Genomic DNA, 17,179 nt, shown 5'->3' on the forward strand with positions numbered 1-17,179 from the left:
GGGTTAGACCGGATTCCAGATTTACCAATGGATAGCGGTTTAAGGGCATGACGCAGACTGTTGGCGCAGCTTTGGCGCGCAAGCTTTCAGTAGGGCAGGAAGAACAAGGTGATAAACCCCGTTCAGTTCTTCGGGCGTTGCGTCTGGCCTTTGCTCGGGCCGCCGGGGATCGCTTGCAGTTGTCCCTGGCCGTCATAAGCGCCAAACAGTCTCATCGAACTTCCGACACTCTGGAAAATTCAATTGGGGACGATTGGCTGTTATTGCAGCTTGTGAATGCAAGTGGAATGTCTGCGGCCGTCTGTTTGGATCAGGGGGCAGTGTCAGCCATCGTGCAGATGCAAACGATCGGTGAAGTTCTGCCTGAGTCACCTGAGCCAAGAGCCTTCACTCAAACAGACGCAGCCATGGTTGCTCCTTTGGTTGACGATGCCATTTCTCGCGCAGTTACACTGGTCGACGCGGCAAGAGATCAGTCCGATCTGTCCGGGTTCGAGTTTGCTTCGCGTTTTGAAGATCAACGAACGATGTCGCTGGCGATGGTTGAAGAAACCTATCGGGCTTTTGATCTGACGGCAGAGTTTGGTAGGGGTCTGCGTCAGGGTAAGATTTCCGTGTTGGTACCCGAGCAACCGCAACTGATTGATGAAATCGAGGCGGACGTTGAAGAGGCTGGCCCAAACCTTGATCAGGCATCAGGTGTTTTAAGGGCGGAACTAAATACTGTTATTTGCCGGATGTCGCTGCCTCTGGCTTCGCTGTCACAGTTAACAATTGGTGACGTCGTGCCGTTGACTGGGTCACGGTTGGATCGCGCAGAGATACTGACTATAGACCGAACCCGTGCCGCCGTTGGTCGTCTTGGGCAATGCGGTGGAATGCGTGCTGTACGATTGAACGAATACGCCTCGATGCAAACTCTGGGTCAGCCAGACGAGCACGAGTTTCTCGAGGCGAATTCTAGGGCTTTGGCAAATGATCTGGTGGATGTGTCAGAGGTCGAAGCCGTCGTTCCTGCGTTTGATCTTCAGACGCAGAATGACTTAACAGCCGATTTGGATTTTGCAGGCTCGGATAAAATGGTCGCCGAGATTTCTCAGTTGGCCGGGCTTAACCCGTTGGGTGAAGATTCGATCGAAATCGAGTGATTTAGTCAGTACTATTCCTGATCTGGTCCAGAGTTGGGCGCAGGTTTTCCAATGCATATCCAGCTTTGGTTGTGGCATCCAGAATGTCATCTGTGCTCATCTGATCGCATTGACCAAGCGCCCAGACAACAGAGCAACGTGTACCAGAAGCGCAATACGCCAAAACCGGGCCTTCGCAGCTTTCGGCAAGACTGCGCTGAAGCGCAACGTTCTCGGGCGTCATGGTCTGGTGCGTTAGCTCCAAAACTTCGTATTCCAAACCCGCGGCGCGTACTGCTTCACCAATCGCATCTGACTGCATGTCTGCAGGAACCTCGGAATTCGGTCGATTGCAGATGACCTTTGTAAAACCGGCGGCAGCGATGGCGGGAACATCCTCGACCGTGATTTGGGGCGAGACGGCGTAGCGGGGGGTTATTGGTCGAATCTCCATGACATTTGCTTAGGCTGCGTTGGCGGCTCTGTCCAGTTGCGCACCGAGAGTCGGAGCGACGTACATTCCGGCAATCATGGAAACCAGGAAAACAACTCCACCAATCCCACCATAGCTAATCGAGGCAATCGCAGGGCCTGGGCACAGCCCAGCCAACCCCCAACCAACTCCGAACATTACAGAGCCGAGGATAAGGCGGCGATCCAAGGTAGCTACGGATGCCGTCGGGAATTCCCCTCCGGCCACGGGTTTGCGCCCTTCGGTTAACCGCCACGCCACGATCATTGGGAGGATCGCTCCACCCATGACAAAGGCGAGTGTCGGATCCCAGTTGCCGAACAAATCGAGCCACCCCTGAACTTTAGTTGTGTCCGTCATTCCGGAAATCAAAAGGCCCGCGCCGAACAAGGATCCTGCGAGCAAAGAAATTATAGAGCGCATCAGATCAATCCCAGAATTTGGCGAAGCAGGGTTACAGTTAAAATTCCGGCAGCGATGTAGATCACGGTGGCAACGATGCCGCGTATCGAAGGGCGTGAAATTCCACAAACTCCGTGCCCGGACGTGCAGCCATTGGCAATGCGGGTTCCGGCCCCGACTAACAGTCCGGCAATGACGACAACAGCTGTATTGCTGGTCAGGTGTGTTTCGGGCGCAATTAGGGGGCTCAACAGCAGCGGCATTCCAACAAGGCCGATTAAGAAACACAGTCGTTCAAGTGTACGATCGCTGTTGTCGACAAGCCCGCCAAGTATACCACTGGCACCCATGATACGACCGTTTCCAAGTAGATATAAGGCAGCGCCAAGGCCGATCAGAAGACCGCCGCCCAGCCCCAAAAGCCATTCAGTTTGCATGGTTTTTCCTTTGCTGAACCAGAAGTTCAGATTTTGTTTATGGGAAGTTTCAGGAACACGTCGCCTTTTTCATCAGCCGGGGGCATCTGCCCGGCGCGCATGTTTATCTGCAAAGAAGGAAGGATCAGCCGAGGCATGGCCAGTGTTGCATCACGCGCGTCTCGCATCTGAACAAAATCTTCGACAGAGCGTCCTTGGCCGATATGAACGTTCAACGCCTTTTGCTCACCAACAGTGGTTTCCCAAGCATATTCGTCGCGTCCCGGCGCCTTGTAGTCGTGACCCACAAAAATTCGGGTCTCATCAGGGAGCGACAGAATCTTTTGAATCGAATTGAATAGTGCTTCGGATGATCCGCCGGGAAAATCACAGCGAGCGGTGCCGAAGTCCGGCATGAACAGAGTGTCACCTACGAATGCTGCATCGCCGATTACATATGTCAGACAGGCCGGTGTATGCCCGGGCGTGTGCAGTACATCGCCCCGCATTTGGCCAACGTGGAAGCTATCGCCTTCATGGAACAGCGCGTCGAATTGACTGCCATCACGCTGAAACTCGGTTCCTTCGTTGAAGATCTTGCCAAAGGTTTCTTGGATGGTAACGATCTGATCCCCGATCCCAATTTTGCCGCCCAATTTCTGTTGCAGGTAAGGCGCTGCCGAGAGGTGGTCTGCGTGTACGTGGCTTTCCAGTATCCACTCGACCCGAAGCCCCTTGGACTCGACATAATCAATGATCCGATCTGCCGAGCTGGTATCCGTGCGGCCTGATGCATGGTCGAAATCCAGAACGCTGTCGATGATTGCGCACGCATCACCCTGCGGTTCCTGCACCAGATAAGAAACAGTAAATGTCTGTGGGTCGAAAAACGCTTTTACCTTTGGTGTCATCCTTGCCTCCGCTGCTGTGCCGCCAACATATATTAATTACGGAATGTGATGTAATCAACACTGTGTTATTTGACACCAGTCAAGGCAGGTTAATCCAGTTTTGGGTAAAATTTAATCAAACTACGTGAAGTCGCCGAAATAGCGCTGTGCGCAGGCGGCTTTCCGCACGGTTTTGGAAGGAACTGTGCCAGTCTTAAAACGGTTACTTATATGTGAATGAGTAGACGCAGTAGGGAGGATGGAAATGTCAGCAGTTAACTTGTATTCCGAAGCGGAACAGCTGGAGAAAAAGCTGCAGGGCGCATGCCTTGAAACGCGACTTGCTCTTCAGCCCAGTGTAACCAAAGTGATCGATAGCATGCGTCAGCAAGGTGTTCGTGTTCCGTCACGCTTGCGTATGCTTGATGCGGCTTTGTGCGAAGACGCGATGGAAGCGCGTTTTGACAACTTGCCGATCTAATTCAGCTGTCAGCTGAAAGAGATACCGACGATCACGACCATCAAGCCGATCACAGACAGAAAAAGCGAGGCCAGATTCCACGGCAGTACGCTTTGAACAACAGCGCGCAACTCCTCATCCTTAAGGCCGGATTTGCGCGCCTTCATCACACGCAGAATACACCAGACCAGACCGACAAGCCCGGCAAGCGAAAGGGCTGCACCGCCCCAAGTGATGAGTTCGAACATGGTTCCCCACATTGTATAACGATTTGCTTTTGCGCTTATCGGATCGCTCTGGTTCACACAAGCCTGACCGGGATTGGACGCTTGCGGCTCGGGCGGCGGCAATGTATCCGGCTTACTGCCGCTGTCGCAGCATCAGAAATCCATCTCTGGGAGAGACGTAAATGGACGACATCACCGAAGATCAGGCCTCTGCCAACTACCGCGTCACTGCGGGTGAACTGCGCCAGTTCATCGAGCGGTTTGAGCGCCTGGACGCCGAGAAAAAAGACCTAGCAGAGCAGCAAAAAGAGGTGATGGCCGAAGCTAAGGCCCGTGGTTACGACACCAAGGTCATGCGCAAAGTGATTGCTCTGCGAAAGCGCGACAAAGACGATATCGCCGAAGAAGAGGCGGTGCTTGAAATGTACAAAGAAGCGCTGGGCATGAGCTGAACCATAAGCCAGCGCGTCTCACCGTCCCTGAATGTATTGAGCTCGCTCTGATGCGAAGTCGGTATCAAGGGACGGTTACCAATTCGCCGCATGGCCCGGTTTTGGGCCGCGGCCACGGACATAAGACAGATCCCAGTTGCCGTCTGGTAGCCGCTGAAAACATGAAGGTAACGTTTGTCTGAATGCTCTAGGGTTTCAGCACTTTAACGCCCGGCATGGCAGACAAGCTTTCCACGTCGTGTTCATATAGATCGGAAAACGCTTCGACAATTTCTGCCGTCCACCCGGGCAATTCGACGTCCTCTTCAACTTCGTCATGAAGCGCATGTTCTTCGAAGAGATGAGCCAACTCATTGTGCAAGTCCGATTTGTTTAGCGGGGCCTCACGCTGAGCCAATTCTGTCACCTTGCCTTGGCCGGTCTCATCCAACAGCGATAGAAGTAGATCATTTTCATCGCTGAGCGCAGACTCTTCCGGCAGATCGGCTACGGCGCGTACGATATCTCCCCAAATCAACGGAGTGTCCTCGTCGCACCACAGGGTGATCTGCACCCCGGGCGCAAGGTCTCGAATATCCTCAATGACACTTATCCAGCTAAGGTAACTCAGATCAGTATTTCGAACGATCTCGTCGCTGGTTTGCTCGGGCAATTTGGTCAGGAGATTCGGAATGAAGCTGGCGAGGTTCTTGAGTGCAAAATACAGCTGAATCTCGTGGCCGTGGAATGCGCGTTCCAACAGAGACATACGCGGACCGGCCTGCGGATAAAGCTGCCCTTCCTGAATAGAGATAGAGGGTTCGCCCAAGAAGTGATTGCTCGCGTATACCACGCGGTCGGTAACTGCGGGATCGGGCAGAATCCCCTTCAACCTTTGGTAGGCTTCAATTTCAACGGGGCCTTTTCCCAACCCATCAAAAACAGGTTTAAAAACCTGCTTGTACCGACGGTGACCTACGACTTGAACTCCGGCCCCCGCGTGGATGCTTGCGTTTCGTTGAACCGAGGTCAACAGCCGGCCAGCGTCGGTAAAGGCCGCTCCTGCTTGGATAGCAACCTGCATGTTTCGCTCTTATCCTTATTTTTTAGCCCCAGCTATTGGGTTATAGTTTGCGTCCAGCACAGTCAAATCTGGACCGTTCATATTTGGTCGGCCTGGGGCGTGATCAGGAAATCGAAATTTCCCGACGGTTCGTCAAAAATATGGGTTGCAGTCCCGAACGAGAGAAAGTAATCGACACCCAGCGCCCCTATAGCTCAGCTGGTAGAGCAACTGATTTGTAATCAGTAGGTCCGCGGTTCGAGTCCGTGTGGGGGCACCACTTTCCAATTCGCTACAATCCAAAGACATCCAAATATCCCTGTGATATAGGTGTCTTGGCGATGTTCTGCGTCCGATGCCGTCTAATGGCGTTCGGTTAGATGCCCCCACTTTGGGGGGCTTTTTGGGGGCTTCGTGAATTTGGTAAAAGGCGAGGCCCCCAGATGCCACTTAGCGACGTTCAGATTCGAAATCTAAAGCCCAGAGGAAAACCTTATAAGGTTTCGGACTTTGAGGGGCTTTATCTTCTCGTGACGCCTGCCGGTTCAAAGCTTTGGAATGTCAAATATCGGCTGCATGGAAAGGAGAAAAAACTGTCGCTAGGTGCGTATCCATCCATCTCGTTAGCGCAGGCGAGAATGCTCAAAGAAGAAGCCCGTGCCAAGATTGCTCAGGGCAATGATCCATCTGCGGCAAAACAGGCAGCCAAGCGCGAAACCCGAGAAGCGCAGAGCCATACTTTTGAGAAAATTGGCGATGCTTTTCTTGAGAAACAGCGCAAAAGAGGGCAAAACTAAAGCCACACTCGATAAAACAATCTATCATTTGAAGCTCGCGAACTCGGACTTTGGACGTAAGCCTATTACCGAAATCACCGCACCAATGATCCTTGCATGTCTTCGAAAAGTCGAAGCCAAGGGTAACTATGAAACGGCTCATAGGTTACGCGCTCGGATTGGGTCTGTGTTTCGGTTTGCTGTTGCCAGTGGGGTAGCCGAAACAGACCCCACCTACGCGCTCAAAGATGCGTTGATACGTCCAAACCGGCATCACCGTGCTGCAATCACTGATCCAGTTAAACTTGGAGCGCTCATGGTAGCTATTGACGGGTTTGAAGGGCAAGCCACCACGCGAATAGCGCTGCAATTACTCGCTATGTTGGCCCAAAGGCCGGGTGAGATCCGACAGGCGAAATGGCTGGAGATGGATTTTGAGAGCAGAGTTTGGTCGATCCCTGCGGCCAAAATGAAGATGCGCCGCGATCACAAAGTGCCGTTGCCCAATCAAGCCATAGAGCTCTTGTCGGAACTGCGGGGGATTTCGGGCGATGCTGAATACCTCTTTCCCTCGTTACGTTCTTGGCACCGCCCTATGTCGGATAACACATTGAACGCTGCCTTGCGTCGCATGGGCTATTCCGGTGAAGAAATGACCGCTCATGGGTTTCGTGCGAGTTTTTCGACTCTGGCGAATGAAAGTGGGCTTTGGAATGCGGACGCAATCGAAGCGGCTCTGGCGCATATCGAGCGCAATGAAGCTCGCAAGGCTTACAATCGTGGAAAATACTGGGATGAACGCGTAAGGCTTGCGGATTGGTGGGCGACGCTGTTGGATAGTATCAGACCAACCTGAGCATTGATTTGAAGAAAATTTATAGACTTAAACACTGGTATTCCATCGAGGACGCGGCGAGCAGACTTTCTCTGACGCTTGGCGAAGAAGTGAATTCAGCTGAGGTTTTGGAGCTCGCTCTAGATGGCCACATTCACCTTTATTGGTTCATGCGACACGTTTCTGCCCAAGAAGTAGTAAATCAAACCCGCTCGGTTTGGGTGTCGCCCGATAAGAATAACAAAGTCTTTGGGCTCGCGGCGGAGGGTCAGGACACCGTGGAAATCAAATTTTCGGACTTTTTCCCACTAGAAGGTCGGACTAGCATTTCCGTTTTGGATGGGCCGCATCGTTTAAGGTTAGACCTTTGTGGTGCATTGGCGGATTACCTTCGGGCGTTCTTGACTAAAACCGGGGGAGAGTTGACGTCGATAGATGGTTTTTTTGTAGAAGACGGCAAGGGTCGCGTGTTCCAAGTTCTTGAAGCTTTTGGTGGGTCATATTTGAAGGAAATGTATCCAGAAGAACGGGTGAGTTTTCATGACGTGCGTGGATACTATCCTTCCGTGGATTGGCCAGCCTTTTCGGAGCTGGGTTTCACAAAGCATGAATTGGAGAGCTTTGAGAGTGCGCTTCAAAACAATGATGAAAAAGTGGTTGCTAGCCGAGAACGCCAAACGTTGTACAAAATGTTAATTGCAATGGCCGTGGACGGCTATGGCTATGACCTAACGGCTTCAAGAAGTCCCTTCGCTAAGGAGCTTAAGGGAATTTTGGACCGGCTTGGCCTACCCGTCAGCGACGACACAATTCGACAAAAACTCAAAGAAACTTCAGAGCTGTTGGACCAAAACGCCGGAAAACAACCTAATTAGGTTTCATCCAAACCTAATTCGGCCATTTCCATTCTCGACCAAGATAGACCTGTTCCATCTTCAACAAACGAGATGAAACAATGTCTGATATTAGCGATTTCCCACGCACAGGGTTCGTGAGACTTTCCCAAATCTTGGCTCCTGCTGGTCCGATTCCAGTTTCCAAATCGACGTGGTGGCAAGGCGTTAAAGAGGGGCGTTTTCCTCAACCTCAAAAGCTTGGACCGCGCACGACAGTTTGGAAGGCCGAGCACGTTCGGGCGCTCTTTGAGGATCGGGAGGACGGGTAAAAGGGCCAACCCGATGGCGGTCAAAGCTGCACTCACATACGACATCAATGAAGCTGCGGAAGCTTTGGGGAAAACGCCCGCGACGGTTCGCAGTTGGATCAAAGACGGCCTCCCTGTCATGAGTTCCCGCAAACCTTACCTAATTTCTGGTGAGGCAATCCGTCACTACCTTCGGGCAAAATACGCGGCAGCCAAGCGTCCACTTGGGTCGGATGATTTCTTCTGTCCAGGGTGCGGAGGTGCCCGCCAACCTATCGGGATGGCCGCAACCGTTTGGCCGATGCGAAACCGAACAGTCCTCTTAAAAGGGGTTTGCACCACATGCGGCAGTACATGCACCCGCATGATTTCAAAGTCGCGACTTGGGGAATTCGCTCAACGGTTCCAGTTGTCGAACAAGGTAGACAGCAAACCCTAAGTGACACCGCCTGCAGCCCCTTGAACTTTCACAATCTCTAACGAGGAACCACATGAGGAAACTTAACGAGGAAAATGAGCGGATCAAACGCCGCTACTTGCAATATCTTAAAACCGCCAAGCGGAAGGATGCAGCAACAGTTCTTAAGGCGGCTGAAGCAATTTTGCGGTTTGAGGCCAGCACGAATTATGCGAACTTTAAACGTTTCCGCATTGAGCAGGCGATCAAGTTTCACGACCGCATCAATGCCGAAATTAGCAAGACAACTGGAAGACCTTTGTCGAAATCGACTATCGCCTCGGTGCTGGCAGCGAACAAAGCGTTCATATTTTGGTTGGCTGATCAGCCCGGCTACAAAAGTCGTATCCGTTATTCCGATGCGGATTACTTCAACATGGACGCAAAAGGCCAGCGCGTAGCGAGGGCCACGCGTGAAACGCCTTACCCCTCAATGGAAATGGCCCGACACGCCTTCAACTACATGCCGAAACCACGGACCTTGAACTGCGCAACAAAGCCTTGTTTGCGTTTTTGATGCTCACGGGTGCGCGTGATGGCGCTGTTGCATCCCTACGGCTCAAACACGTCAACATGATCGATGGGTGCGTGTATCAGGATGCGCGCGAGGTCAGGACAAAGAACGCCAAGACCTTTACGACCTACTTCTTGCCGGTCGATGCCGCTTATCAGGTCTGTTTTGATCACTGGGTGAGCTATCTCAAAAAGGAAAAGCTGTTTGGCCCAGATGATCCGCTGTTTCCTCCTTCTAAAATCAAGCCGGTTGATGGCGAGTTCAAAGTGGTGGGCCTTAAGCGTGAAACCTACAAAAACGCCAATGCCATTCGTGCGGTTATCAAAGAGGCCTTTGAACGGGCCGACTTGCCGCCCTTTACGCCTCATGCGTTTCGCAAAACGTTGGTGAAATGGGCGGACACCACCTATCCAACCCGCGAGGCCTTCAAGGCGTTTTCTCAGAACATCGGCCACTCCAATGTTGTCACAACCATAAGTGCTTTTTGTCCGGTCGACATCGAGCGTCAGGCAGAGTTGATAAGGTCCGCAAAGCCATGTTGAGACTTTCCCTCGCCCGCATTCTGCGTCATCAAAGGGCAAACACAACTTGAGAGCGACAGGCGATGACCGACGAACAAAAGAAGAAGCTGGAACAAAAGCTGTGGAACATTGCCAACACGTTGCGCGGCAAAATGAATGCGGATGAGTTTCGCGACTACATCCTAGGTTTCATCTTCTACAAATACCTGTCAGAGCGGCTCTACATCTACGCCAATTCTGTCCTGTCTGAGGATGGAATTGATTTTGCGGAACTCGATGAGACCACAGAAGAGGGTTCGGAGATCTCGGACGCGGTGGCTGAAGCGGCGATTGATGAACTTGGCTATTATCTCAAGCCGTCTGAGCTGTTCGGTGCGGTCGCCAAGCGGGGCGGCAAGCCGGGAAATTTTATTCTCGAAGACTTGGCGCGCATTCTAAACAATGTGGAGCGCTCCACCATGGGTACGGATTCTGAGGATGATTTTGACGATCTGTTCTCGGATATGGATCTGACATCCAGCAAACTGGGCCGCACAGAAGAGGCCAAAAACACGCTGATTGCCAAGGTTCTGACCCATCTTGATGAAATCGATTTTGAACTTGAAAAGGCTGACAGCGATGTTCTGGGCGATGCCTATGAATATCTGATTGGGCAGTTTGCCAGTGGGGCTGGGAAGAAGGCGGGAGAATTCTATACCCCGCAAGAGGTCAGCACCATTTTGGCGCGGATTGTGACCACAGGCAAAACCCGAATCAAAAATGTTTACGACCCCACTTGTGGGTCTGGCTCGTTGCTGTTGCGCGTTGCTAAAGAGGTGGAGGTTGGCGATTTCTACGGTCAAGAGATGAACCGTACCACCTATAACCTAGCACGCATGAACATGATCCTGCACGGAGTGCATTACCGCAATTTTGACCTCAAACAGGAGGATACGCTGGAGCATCCCCAGCATGTGGACAGGCGGTTTGAGGCGGTGGTGGCCAACCCGCCGTTTTCTGCAAAATGGTCGGCGAATCCGCTTTTGCTCAACGACGACCGCTACAGCCAATATGGGCGACTTGCACCTGCGTCCAAGGCCGATTTTGCCTTTGTGCAACACATGCTGCATCAGCTGGATGACAATGGCACCATGGCGGTGATTCTGCCGCATGGAGCCCTTTTTCGCGGCGCGGCAGAAGGGCATATCCGCGAATACCTAATCAAGGAACGCAACTGGCTGGATGCGGTGATCGGCCTGCCCGCCAATATATTTTACGGCACATCGATCCCGACCTGCATTCTGGTGTTCAAGAAATGCCGCGAATACCCCGAGGATATTCTGTTCGTGGATGCTTCAGCGCGTTTTGAGAGGGCCAAGAACCAGAACACCTTGCGCGCCGAGGACATCACCAAGATTGTGGAAACCTTCCGGGGCAGAGTGGTGGAGGAGCGGTTTTCCCACCGCGCGCTACTGTCTGAGGTGGCGGAGAATGACTACAACCTAAACATCCCGCGCTATGTAGACACATTTGAGCCGGAACAGCCGATTGATCTAGCTGAGGTAGCGGCAGAACTGCGCAAAAATGCCGAGGGCATGGCCGCATTGGATAAAGAGATTGCTGGGTTCTGCAAAGAGCTGGGCATTGAGGTGCCGGTATGAGTGCGGCTGCGCAGATGCCAGCGCTACGGTTTCCGGAGTTTGAGGGGGCTTGGGAAGAGAGGCGGCTAGGTGCGTTCTTTGAAGAGTTCAAAGAAAAGTCGGTTACGCAGGACCAGCATGAAGTCCTAACTTCCGCTCGATCCGGTCTTGTTCGACAGAAGGACTACTATGACAATGATCGGATCACTGATCGAGACAATGTCGGCTTCAATATCATACCTCCAGACTTTCTGACCTATCGTAGTCGTAGTGATGATCGTAAGTTTTTCTTTAACGAAAACAAACTGGGGATAACCGGAATCATTAGCGTTTACTATCCGGTCTTTAGGATCGTTGACGGGAACAACAATTTCTTTTCGGAGCTGCTCGCAAAACACTCAAACCATATTGGGAAGTATAGTGTGGGTACATCGCAAACTGTTCTCTCAATGAGCGAACTAAAGCGCATTAAGCTGCCTGTTCCCGATGCCAATGAACAAAAAAAAATTGCTGCGTTTTTGGGAGTGGTGGATGCCAAGATCACCGCGTTGCAAGAGCGGCAGGCGAGACTTGAACGCTATAAACGCGGGCTGATGCAGGCGCTGTTCAGCCAGACCCTGCGCTTTACCAAAGACGACGGCACCGCCTTTCCCGATTGGGAAGAAAAACGGTTGGACGACATTGCTGAAATCAATCCAAAACCTTCCAACCTACCAGTTGAGTTTAGATATATAGATATTGAAAGCGTGAAAGCTGGAGCTTTGGGTGAAACAAAGAAAATAAAGAGTAGTCTTGCTCCAAGCCGGGCTCAGAGGTCCTTGGTGAAAGGAGATATCCTCTACCAGACTGTCCGTCCCTATCAACGAAACAATCTGCTGTTTTCGGAAGAAGGAACGTTTGTCGCATCCACCGGCTACGCGCAAATTCGGGCTCACGAAGATGTAAGTTTTCTGTTTCAAGCACTGCATACAGATGCCTTTGTAAACGCGGTCTTGGAGCGTTGTACTGGCACCAGCTATCCGGCAATTAATTCAAGGGATTTAGCTACAATCTCGCTTCCCTTTCCCCGAGTTGAGGAACAAAGAAAAATATCTGGTTTTCTAGCAGCAATGGACGAAAAAGTGTCACGATTGGGTAAGCAAATCCTGCTGACAGCTGAGTTCAAAAAAGGTCTTATTCAGCAGATGTTTGTGTAGCCGACATGGATAGTTTCGAAAATGCCGTTTCCAACTTCTCAGAGGATTTTCCCGAGTTCCAATACTATTTGAAACACGCTCGAGAAATCAAAAACAATGAAGAAAGCCACCCAGATATTGCAATCGAATGTTGCACTTCTTTGCTTCAAGGGCTTTCTAAGTCGATTTGTTACAGGCTCGACCCGACTGTGGACAAAGGCGTGTTTGAGAAAAGTACGATTGAGCATCAAGTCAAGACTGCATTCAAATTGATAGGCAGTTCCAGTGATGTAGTCGAGATAGCGCTTCCGCAAGCTTGCTCAACGGTAGCCCGGCTGGCGGGGGAGCTTCGAAACAAGCGTGGCGATATTTCGCATGGGAAGGCAGTTCCTAAGGAGGTCCAGAGTGATGCAAGTCTTGCAAGACTAGCACTCGATGTAACCGAAGCTCTTTCGCGCTACATGCTGTGTCATTTGACTTTGCTTAGTACGGCTGAGTTGAAATACGAAGACAATCCGGCATTTAATGAGCGCTTAGATGAAATGGGCGATCCGGTTGGCTCTACGTCATTCAGTCTTCTTCTGTTTCGGTACGATCCGGATGCATATGAGTATCAGTTGGACGAATTCCTTGCGCAGCAGAGTGAGGAAGAAGACGCATGAGCGACTATCAATCTGAAGCGCAGCTTGAAGCCGATCTTGTCAAACGTCTCACAGGGCTGGGGTATGACCAGATAGTCCTTCCCGACATGGCGGCTATGCGCGCCAATCTGCGAACGCAGTTAGAAAAACACAACGGGGTGACGCTCTCGGATGGTGAATTTGCAAAGGTGCTCAACCATCTGGGCAAGGGTAATGTGTTTGAGAAGGCCAAGACCCTGCGCGGGCGGATGCAGCTGACGCGTGATGATGGCAGTTCGCTGTACCTGCAATTTCTCAACACCCAGGAGTGGTGCCAGAATCAATATCAGGTCACCACGCAGGTCACGGTTGAAGGTCATCACAAAACGCGGTTTGACGTCACCTTGCTGATTAACGGCCTGCCCTTAGCGCAGATCGAGCTAAAACGGCGCGGGGTGGAGCTGAAAGAAGCGTTCAACCAGATCAACCGCTATCAGCGCCACAGCTATTGGGCAGAAAGTGCGCTGTTCCAATATGTGCAGCTGTTTGTGATCAGCAACGGGGTGAACACCAAATATTACGCCAACAACCGCAATCAGGATTTTAAGCAAACGTTTTTCTGGGCCGAGAAAGACAATACACTAGTTACGCAGCTAGATGCCTTTGCTGATGTGTTTTTGGAGAAATGCCACGTCAGCAAGATGATCAGCAAATACATCGTGCTGCATGAAAGCGACAAGGTACTGATGGTGCTGCGACCCTATCAGTATTATGCGGTAGAGGCGATTGATGAACGCGTCAAGAATGGCCGCAAGAACGGCTACATCTGGCACACCACAGGATCGGGCAAGACGTTGACCAGTTTCAAGGCGGCGCAGGTGCTGATTGAAAACCCGAAGGTCGACAAGGTGGTGTTTGTCGTGGACCGCGCCGATCTGGACTATCAGACCACCAAGGAGTTCAACCACTTCTCTGATGGCTCGGTAGACGGCACGGATAACACCAAGGCACTGGTGGGGCAGCTGGGAGGTGACACTAAGCTGATTGTGACCACAATCCAGAAGCTGAACACAGCGATCTCTCGGGACCGCTATGACGCCGCGCTGGAGGCAGTGAAAAACCAACGCGTAGTGTTCATTTTTGACGAATGCCATCGCTCGCAATTTGGCGACACGCACAAACGCATCGTGAAGTTTTTCAATAAGGCACAAATGTTTGGGTTCACAGGCACGCCGATTTTTGCGGAAAATGCGGTGGGCAAACGCACAACCAAGGATTTGTTTGCAGAGTGTTTGCATAAGTATGTGATCACCGACGCAATTGCCGACGAAAATGTGCTGCGGTTTTCTGTGGAATATTGGGGAAAGCTGAAGCGCAAAGACGGCAGTTTGATCGACGAAGAGGTTGCGGCGATCAACGTCCGCGAATTCTTTGACAATCCTGAACGCATCGAGGGCGTTGTCGATTGGATCATTCAGAACCACGACAAAAAGACCCACAACAAGCAATTCAGCGCGATGCTATGCGTAAGTTCTGTTGATGCCCTAATTGCCTACTATGAGGCGTTTCGACGCAAAAAAGAGGCGGGGGCGCACCATTTGCGGGTGGCGACGATCTTCACCTATGGACCCAATGAAGCCGACCCGGACGCAGATGGCATGATCGGTGATCCCGATTTAAACGTGGCTGACTTGCCAGTGGATGTGCATAAGCGAGATCGATTGGAGAGCTTTGTTTCAGACTATAATGCAATGTACCAGACCAAGGAAACGGTGAAGGACAGCGCCGGTTTCTACACTTACTACAATCATCTTAGTAAGCGCCTGAAAGATCGTGATCGCAAGGATGCTTTGGACAAGGATCGGCTGGATATTTTGTTGGTTGTCAACATGTTCCTGACCGGATTTGATGCGAAAAAGCTCAACACGCTCTATGTAGACAAGAACCTAAAATACCACGGATTGATCCAAGCGTTTTCGCGCACGAACCGTACGTTGGGCCAGCTGAAATCTCAGGGTAACATTGTCTGTTTCCGCAACCTCAAACCGAACACCGATCAGGCGATCACGCTGTTCTCAAATAAAGAGGCCATAGAGACAATCCTCATGGCGCCTTATGGCGATTACCTTGAGCGGTTCACTGCGGCGGTTGGTGTTTTGAAAAACATCGCCCCTGACCCTGACAGCGTAAATGATTTGAAGTCGGAAGAGGATCAGCTGGCGTTTGTACAAGCCTTTCGAGATTTGATCCGTTTGCGCAATATTCTAACCAGTTTCACTGAATATGATCCACATGATTTGGCGCTAAAGCCGCAAGCCTTTGAGGACTTCAAAAGTAAGTACCTGGATATCAACGACAAGGTTAAGGCGGACAAGCCAGATGATGCTGCGTCTATCCTGGATGAGGTGGATTTTGAGCTGGAGCTCATTCAGCGCGATGAGATCAACGTCGCCTATATATTGGCTCTTTTGTCGGATGCCTTTGAACAAGCTGACAGCCTTGATCCTAAAGTCAGAGATGGTTCCGAAGCTAAGAAAAAAATGGTCTACGACTTGCTTGGCTCTGAAAGGCATCTGCGGAGTAAGCGCGAATTGATCGAAAAGTTTATCGATCAACACATGGCGGCGCTTCCGAAAGGTCAGAGCGTCGCCGACGCCTTCAATGGGTTTTGGGATGCGGAAAAGTCGAATGCTATTGCCGAAGTCTGTGAAGCTGAGAACCTTGATGCTGACGCCTTCAAAGCAATGATCGAGCAATTTCACTTTACGGGTAAGAAGCCGCTTCAAGGAGAGATTGTGGACGCGCTAAAAGAAAAACCCAAGATTCTCGAGCGCAAGAGTATTGTCCAACGGATCGGCGACAAGTTGTTGCAGTTCGTTTCTACATTTGACGAGGGTCTTGGCGAGCTTTGATACGTAGGTCTGGGGGCTTTTTGGGGGCCTCCATTCTTGACCGAAAAAAATAATCATTGCTAGTCAAAATCTTATATCTTCAATGGGAAGTCGTGTGGGCACCACTTTCCAAGATAAGATGTTGTAATATAATATTTTCAGAGTGGAACTTTATGTATCTCCTGATCAATCCCCTATTATTTTACTGATAGTTATGAGCCCCGATTTTTGGGCCATCGATTCCCTTGATACGCATTCTTCTAATAAGACTGATGATGGTAAATTTTGGTTCTTGTTAGAGTTAGGGCTGTGAAAATGTCCCAACTTAAACGGGCAACCCGACCAAGGCTCTGTGCCTATTAACGGTTGCTAGTTTCCGACGGCGGCTTTCATGAACACCGGACGTTTATCGAAATTGGGCGACTGACCGAGTTGTGTACAAAGCTCCTATTCGTTGCTGAGCAGCATCCCGGCCGTAGAACGTCAGAAATGCGCAGAAAGCGGGCTTTGCAAAGCTCATCGGTCGGCCCTTGTCAGCCGTGCATGAGCCTCGTGCCGATCTGACGCTTTGAGCCCAAACTCGACCTTGCTTCTTGGCGCAGCATTCTTCGCAATGGATGGAAAAGTTGAATTCGCTGCTTTGCAGCGGGGGTTTCCAGAAACCGCCAAAGCGGACCTTTGACACTGGGATATCTGGTCGGTCTTGTTCCGGGGAAATTCTTCAGGAACGGCCGACAGCCAGCGAAAGAAAAAAGCGCCCGCAATTTTTTCACTTCCCTATGTCAGCGCCAAGCCAAGTTAACTACGTGACACGTATCGGCGACAGTCGACGTCTTGACAGCATGTTATTGGCCCCTGATGAAAGGGTGTTGTCACGTGAACTATCGTTCGGTTGTTCATGCCTGCATTTGGACTTAGGTAACATTAATTAAATCACCATAAATCAGCTGCAGACCTCACCGGCTTCCTCCTCAGATCATCGCTCACGCGGTGTGCGATCTGGTTGCTGACAAGATAGTTCACCTTGATTTTTTAGTTGTCGGTGCGCTTGACCTTCAGAACTTCGTCGGCGTCGGCTTCCAGCAAAGGCGGGACCACCAACAGGTTCGGCACGATGCCAAACAGACGGCCCTTTCTCG

General features: G+C 51.2%; 20 protein-coding genes and 1 tRNA gene. 15 read left to right on the top strand and 6 right to left on the bottom strand.

All coding sequences use genetic code 11. From position 1 onward, the window contains the following. The first annotated feature begins 47 nt into the window (after positions 1-47). Complete coding sequence (locus ACR0EO_RS13990; protein ID WP_480690911.1) at positions 48-1,148, top strand: FliM/FliN family flagellar motor C-terminal domain-containing protein; 1,101 nt, start codon at positions 48-50, stop codon at positions 1,146-1,148. A gap of 1 nt (position 1,149) precedes the next feature. Here ACR0EO_RS13990 and ACR0EO_RS13995 read toward each other — a convergent pair whose 3' ends face one another. Genes ACR0EO_RS13995 through ACR0EO_RS14010 form a run of 4 tightly spaced genes read right to left on the bottom strand, consistent with a single transcriptional unit; the run spans position 1,150 to position 3,328 of the window. Continuing rightward, positions 1,150-1,581: a protein tyrosine phosphatase family protein gene (locus ACR0EO_RS13995; RefSeq protein ID WP_480690913.1), complete on the bottom strand. Its 432-nt coding sequence runs from the start codon at positions 1,579-1,581 to the stop codon at positions 1,150-1,152. A 9-nt stretch (positions 1,582-1,590) separates the two neighbouring features. Then, positions 1,591-2,022 carry a DUF6691 family protein gene (locus tag ACR0EO_RS14000; RefSeq protein WP_480690915.1) on the bottom strand — a complete coding sequence of 144 codons (432 nt, stop codon included), beginning with the start codon at positions 2,020-2,022 and terminating at the stop codon, positions 1,591-1,593. Next, a complete protein-coding gene (locus ACR0EO_RS14005) occupies positions 2,022-2,438 on the bottom strand; it encodes a YeeE/YedE family protein (RefSeq protein WP_480690917.1) in 417 nt (138 codons plus the stop codon). Before ACR0EO_RS14005 ends, ACR0EO_RS14000 begins: the two co-directional genes overlap by 1 nt. Before the next feature lie 26 nt (positions 2,439-2,464). Beyond that, complete coding sequence (locus ACR0EO_RS14010; protein ID WP_480690919.1) at positions 2,465-3,328, bottom strand: MBL fold metallo-hydrolase; 864 nt, start codon at positions 3,326-3,328, stop codon at positions 2,465-2,467. A 244-nt stretch (positions 3,329-3,572) separates the two neighbouring features. On the opposite strand from ACR0EO_RS14010, the gene ACR0EO_RS14015 reads away from it, so the two are divergent. Beyond that, positions 3,573-3,788, top strand: coding sequence for a hypothetical protein (locus ACR0EO_RS14015; RefSeq protein ID WP_480690921.1), 216 nt, complete (start codon positions 3,573-3,575; stop codon positions 3,786-3,788). Positions 3,789-3,796: 8 nt separating this feature from the next. Here ACR0EO_RS14015 and ACR0EO_RS14020 read toward each other — a convergent pair whose 3' ends face one another. Beyond that, positions 3,797-4,015 carry a hypothetical protein gene (locus tag ACR0EO_RS14020; RefSeq protein WP_480690923.1) on the bottom strand — a complete coding sequence of 73 codons (219 nt, stop codon included), beginning with the start codon at positions 4,013-4,015 and terminating at the stop codon, positions 3,797-3,799. Between the two features lie 161 nt (positions 4,016-4,176). Between ACR0EO_RS14020 and ACR0EO_RS14025 the strand changes: the two genes are divergently transcribed. Further along, complete coding sequence (locus ACR0EO_RS14025) at positions 4,177-4,446, top strand: DUF2312 domain-containing protein (protein WP_170326790.1); 270 nt, start codon at positions 4,177-4,179, stop codon at positions 4,444-4,446. 187 nt (positions 4,447-4,633) lie between these two features. Here the strand turns inward: ACR0EO_RS14025 and ACR0EO_RS14030 are convergent, their stop codons facing one another. Then, complete coding sequence (locus tag ACR0EO_RS14030) at positions 4,634-5,509, bottom strand: hypothetical protein (RefSeq protein WP_480690925.1); 876 nt, start codon at positions 5,507-5,509, stop codon at positions 4,634-4,636. 183 nt (positions 5,510-5,692) lie between these two features. Here ACR0EO_RS14030 and ACR0EO_RS14035 point away from each other — a divergent pair. From ACR0EO_RS14035 to ACR0EO_RS14090, 12 genes are all read left to right on the top strand, one after another. Continuing rightward, a tRNA-Thr gene (locus tag ACR0EO_RS14035) sits at positions 5,693-5,768 on the top strand. A 163-nt stretch (positions 5,769-5,931) separates the two neighbouring features. Then, entirely contained in the window at positions 5,932-6,285 is a 354-nt protein-coding gene (locus ACR0EO_RS14040) for an Arm DNA-binding domain-containing protein (protein ID WP_480690928.1), read from the top strand. Further along, positions 6,245-7,120, top strand: coding sequence for a tyrosine-type recombinase/integrase (locus tag ACR0EO_RS14045; RefSeq protein WP_480690930.1), 876 nt, complete (start codon positions 6,245-6,247; stop codon positions 7,118-7,120). The genes ACR0EO_RS14040 and ACR0EO_RS14045 overlap by 41 nt, the downstream gene beginning before the upstream one ends. Before the next feature lie 8 nt (positions 7,121-7,128). Continuing rightward, on the top strand, positions 7,129-7,974 hold the full coding sequence (locus ACR0EO_RS14050) for a hypothetical protein (protein WP_480690932.1): 846 nt from the start codon (positions 7,129-7,131) through the stop codon (positions 7,972-7,974). A gap of 80 nt (positions 7,975-8,054) precedes the next feature. Beyond that, positions 8,055-8,264, top strand: a complete 210-nt coding sequence (locus ACR0EO_RS14055; protein WP_480690933.1) for a helix-turn-helix transcriptional regulator — start codon at positions 8,055-8,057, stop codon at positions 8,262-8,264. Between the two features lie 13 nt (positions 8,265-8,277). Further along, positions 8,278-8,682 (top strand): helix-turn-helix domain-containing protein, encoded by a 405-nt coding sequence (locus ACR0EO_RS14060; protein WP_480690935.1) that lies wholly within the window; start codon positions 8,278-8,280, stop codon positions 8,680-8,682. 52 nt (positions 8,683-8,734) lie between these two features. Beyond that, positions 8,735-9,217: a hypothetical protein gene (locus ACR0EO_RS14065; protein ID WP_480690936.1), complete on the top strand. Its 483-nt coding sequence runs from the start codon at positions 8,735-8,737 to the stop codon at positions 9,215-9,217. Beyond that, entirely contained in the window at positions 9,217-9,756 is a 540-nt protein-coding gene (locus tag ACR0EO_RS14070) for a hypothetical protein (protein ID WP_480690938.1), read from the top strand. Before ACR0EO_RS14065 ends, ACR0EO_RS14070 begins: the two co-directional genes overlap by 1 nt. 62 nt (positions 9,757-9,818) lie before the next feature. After that, positions 9,819-11,375 (top strand): type I restriction-modification system subunit M, encoded by a 1,557-nt coding sequence (locus tag ACR0EO_RS14075; RefSeq protein ID WP_480690940.1) that lies wholly within the window; start codon positions 9,819-9,821, stop codon positions 11,373-11,375. Next, a complete protein-coding gene (locus tag ACR0EO_RS14080) occupies positions 11,372-12,550 on the top strand; it encodes a restriction endonuclease subunit S (protein WP_480690942.1) in 1,179 nt (392 codons plus the stop codon). The genes ACR0EO_RS14075 and ACR0EO_RS14080 overlap by 4 nt, the downstream gene beginning before the upstream one ends. Positions 12,551-12,555: 5 nt before the next feature. After that, positions 12,556-13,191, top strand: coding sequence for an abortive infection family protein (locus ACR0EO_RS14085; RefSeq protein ID WP_170736421.1), 636 nt, complete (start codon positions 12,556-12,558; stop codon positions 13,189-13,191). After that, positions 13,188-16,061, top strand: coding sequence for a type I restriction endonuclease subunit R (locus ACR0EO_RS14090; RefSeq protein ID WP_480690944.1), 2,874 nt, complete (start codon positions 13,188-13,190; stop codon positions 16,059-16,061). The genes ACR0EO_RS14085 and ACR0EO_RS14090 overlap by 4 nt, the downstream gene beginning before the upstream one ends. Positions 16,062-17,179 lie beyond the last annotated feature (1,118 nt).

Source organism: Ruegeria sp. BE9 (assembly GCF_056538765.1).

Coding starts and splice junctions, on each gene's coding strand:
- ACR0EO_RS13990 (WP_480690911.1), top strand. CDS start 48: ATGACGCAGACTGTTGGCGCAGCTTTGGCGCGCAAGCTTTCAGTAGGG.
- ACR0EO_RS13995 (WP_480690913.1), bottom strand. CDS start 1,581: ATGGAGATTCGACCAATAACCCCCCGCTACGCCGTCTCGCCCCAAATC.
- ACR0EO_RS14000 (WP_480690915.1), bottom strand. CDS start 2,022: ATGCGCTCTATAATTTCTTTGCTCGCAGGATCCTTGTTCGGCGCGGGC.
- ACR0EO_RS14005 (WP_480690917.1), bottom strand. CDS start 2,438: ATGCAAACTGAATGGCTTTTGGGGCTGGGCGGCGGTCTTCTGATCGGC.
- ACR0EO_RS14010 (WP_480690919.1), bottom strand. CDS start 3,328: ATGACACCAAAGGTAAAAGCGTTTTTCGACCCACAGACATTTACTGTT.
- ACR0EO_RS14015 (WP_480690921.1), top strand. CDS start 3,573: ATGTCAGCAGTTAACTTGTATTCCGAAGCGGAACAGCTGGAGAAAAAG.
- ACR0EO_RS14020 (WP_480690923.1), bottom strand. CDS start 4,015: ATGTTCGAACTCATCACTTGGGGCGGTGCAGCCCTTTCGCTTGCCGGG.
- ACR0EO_RS14025 (WP_170326790.1), top strand. CDS start 4,177: ATGGACGACATCACCGAAGATCAGGCCTCTGCCAACTACCGCGTCACT.
- ACR0EO_RS14030 (WP_480690925.1), bottom strand. CDS start 5,509: ATGCAGGTTGCTATCCAAGCAGGAGCGGCCTTTACCGACGCTGGCCGG.
- ACR0EO_RS14040 (WP_480690928.1), top strand. CDS start 5,932: ATGCCACTTAGCGACGTTCAGATTCGAAATCTAAAGCCCAGAGGAAAA.
- ACR0EO_RS14045 (WP_480690930.1), top strand. CDS start 6,245: ATGCTTTTCTTGAGAAACAGCGCAAAAGAGGGCAAAACTAAAGCCACA.
- ACR0EO_RS14055 (WP_480690933.1), top strand. CDS start 8,055: ATGTCTGATATTAGCGATTTCCCACGCACAGGGTTCGTGAGACTTTCC.
- ACR0EO_RS14060 (WP_480690935.1), top strand. CDS start 8,278: ATGGCGGTCAAAGCTGCACTCACATACGACATCAATGAAGCTGCGGAA.
- ACR0EO_RS14065 (WP_480690936.1), top strand. CDS start 8,735: ATGAGGAAACTTAACGAGGAAAATGAGCGGATCAAACGCCGCTACTTG.
- ACR0EO_RS14070 (WP_480690938.1), top strand. CDS start 9,217: ATGCTCACGGGTGCGCGTGATGGCGCTGTTGCATCCCTACGGCTCAAA.
- ACR0EO_RS14075 (WP_480690940.1), top strand. CDS start 9,819: ATGACCGACGAACAAAAGAAGAAGCTGGAACAAAAGCTGTGGAACATT.
- ACR0EO_RS14080 (WP_480690942.1), top strand. CDS start 11,372: ATGAGTGCGGCTGCGCAGATGCCAGCGCTACGGTTTCCGGAGTTTGAG.
- ACR0EO_RS14085 (WP_170736421.1), top strand. CDS start 12,556: ATGGATAGTTTCGAAAATGCCGTTTCCAACTTCTCAGAGGATTTTCCC.
- ACR0EO_RS14090 (WP_480690944.1), top strand. CDS start 13,188: ATGAGCGACTATCAATCTGAAGCGCAGCTTGAAGCCGATCTTGTCAAA.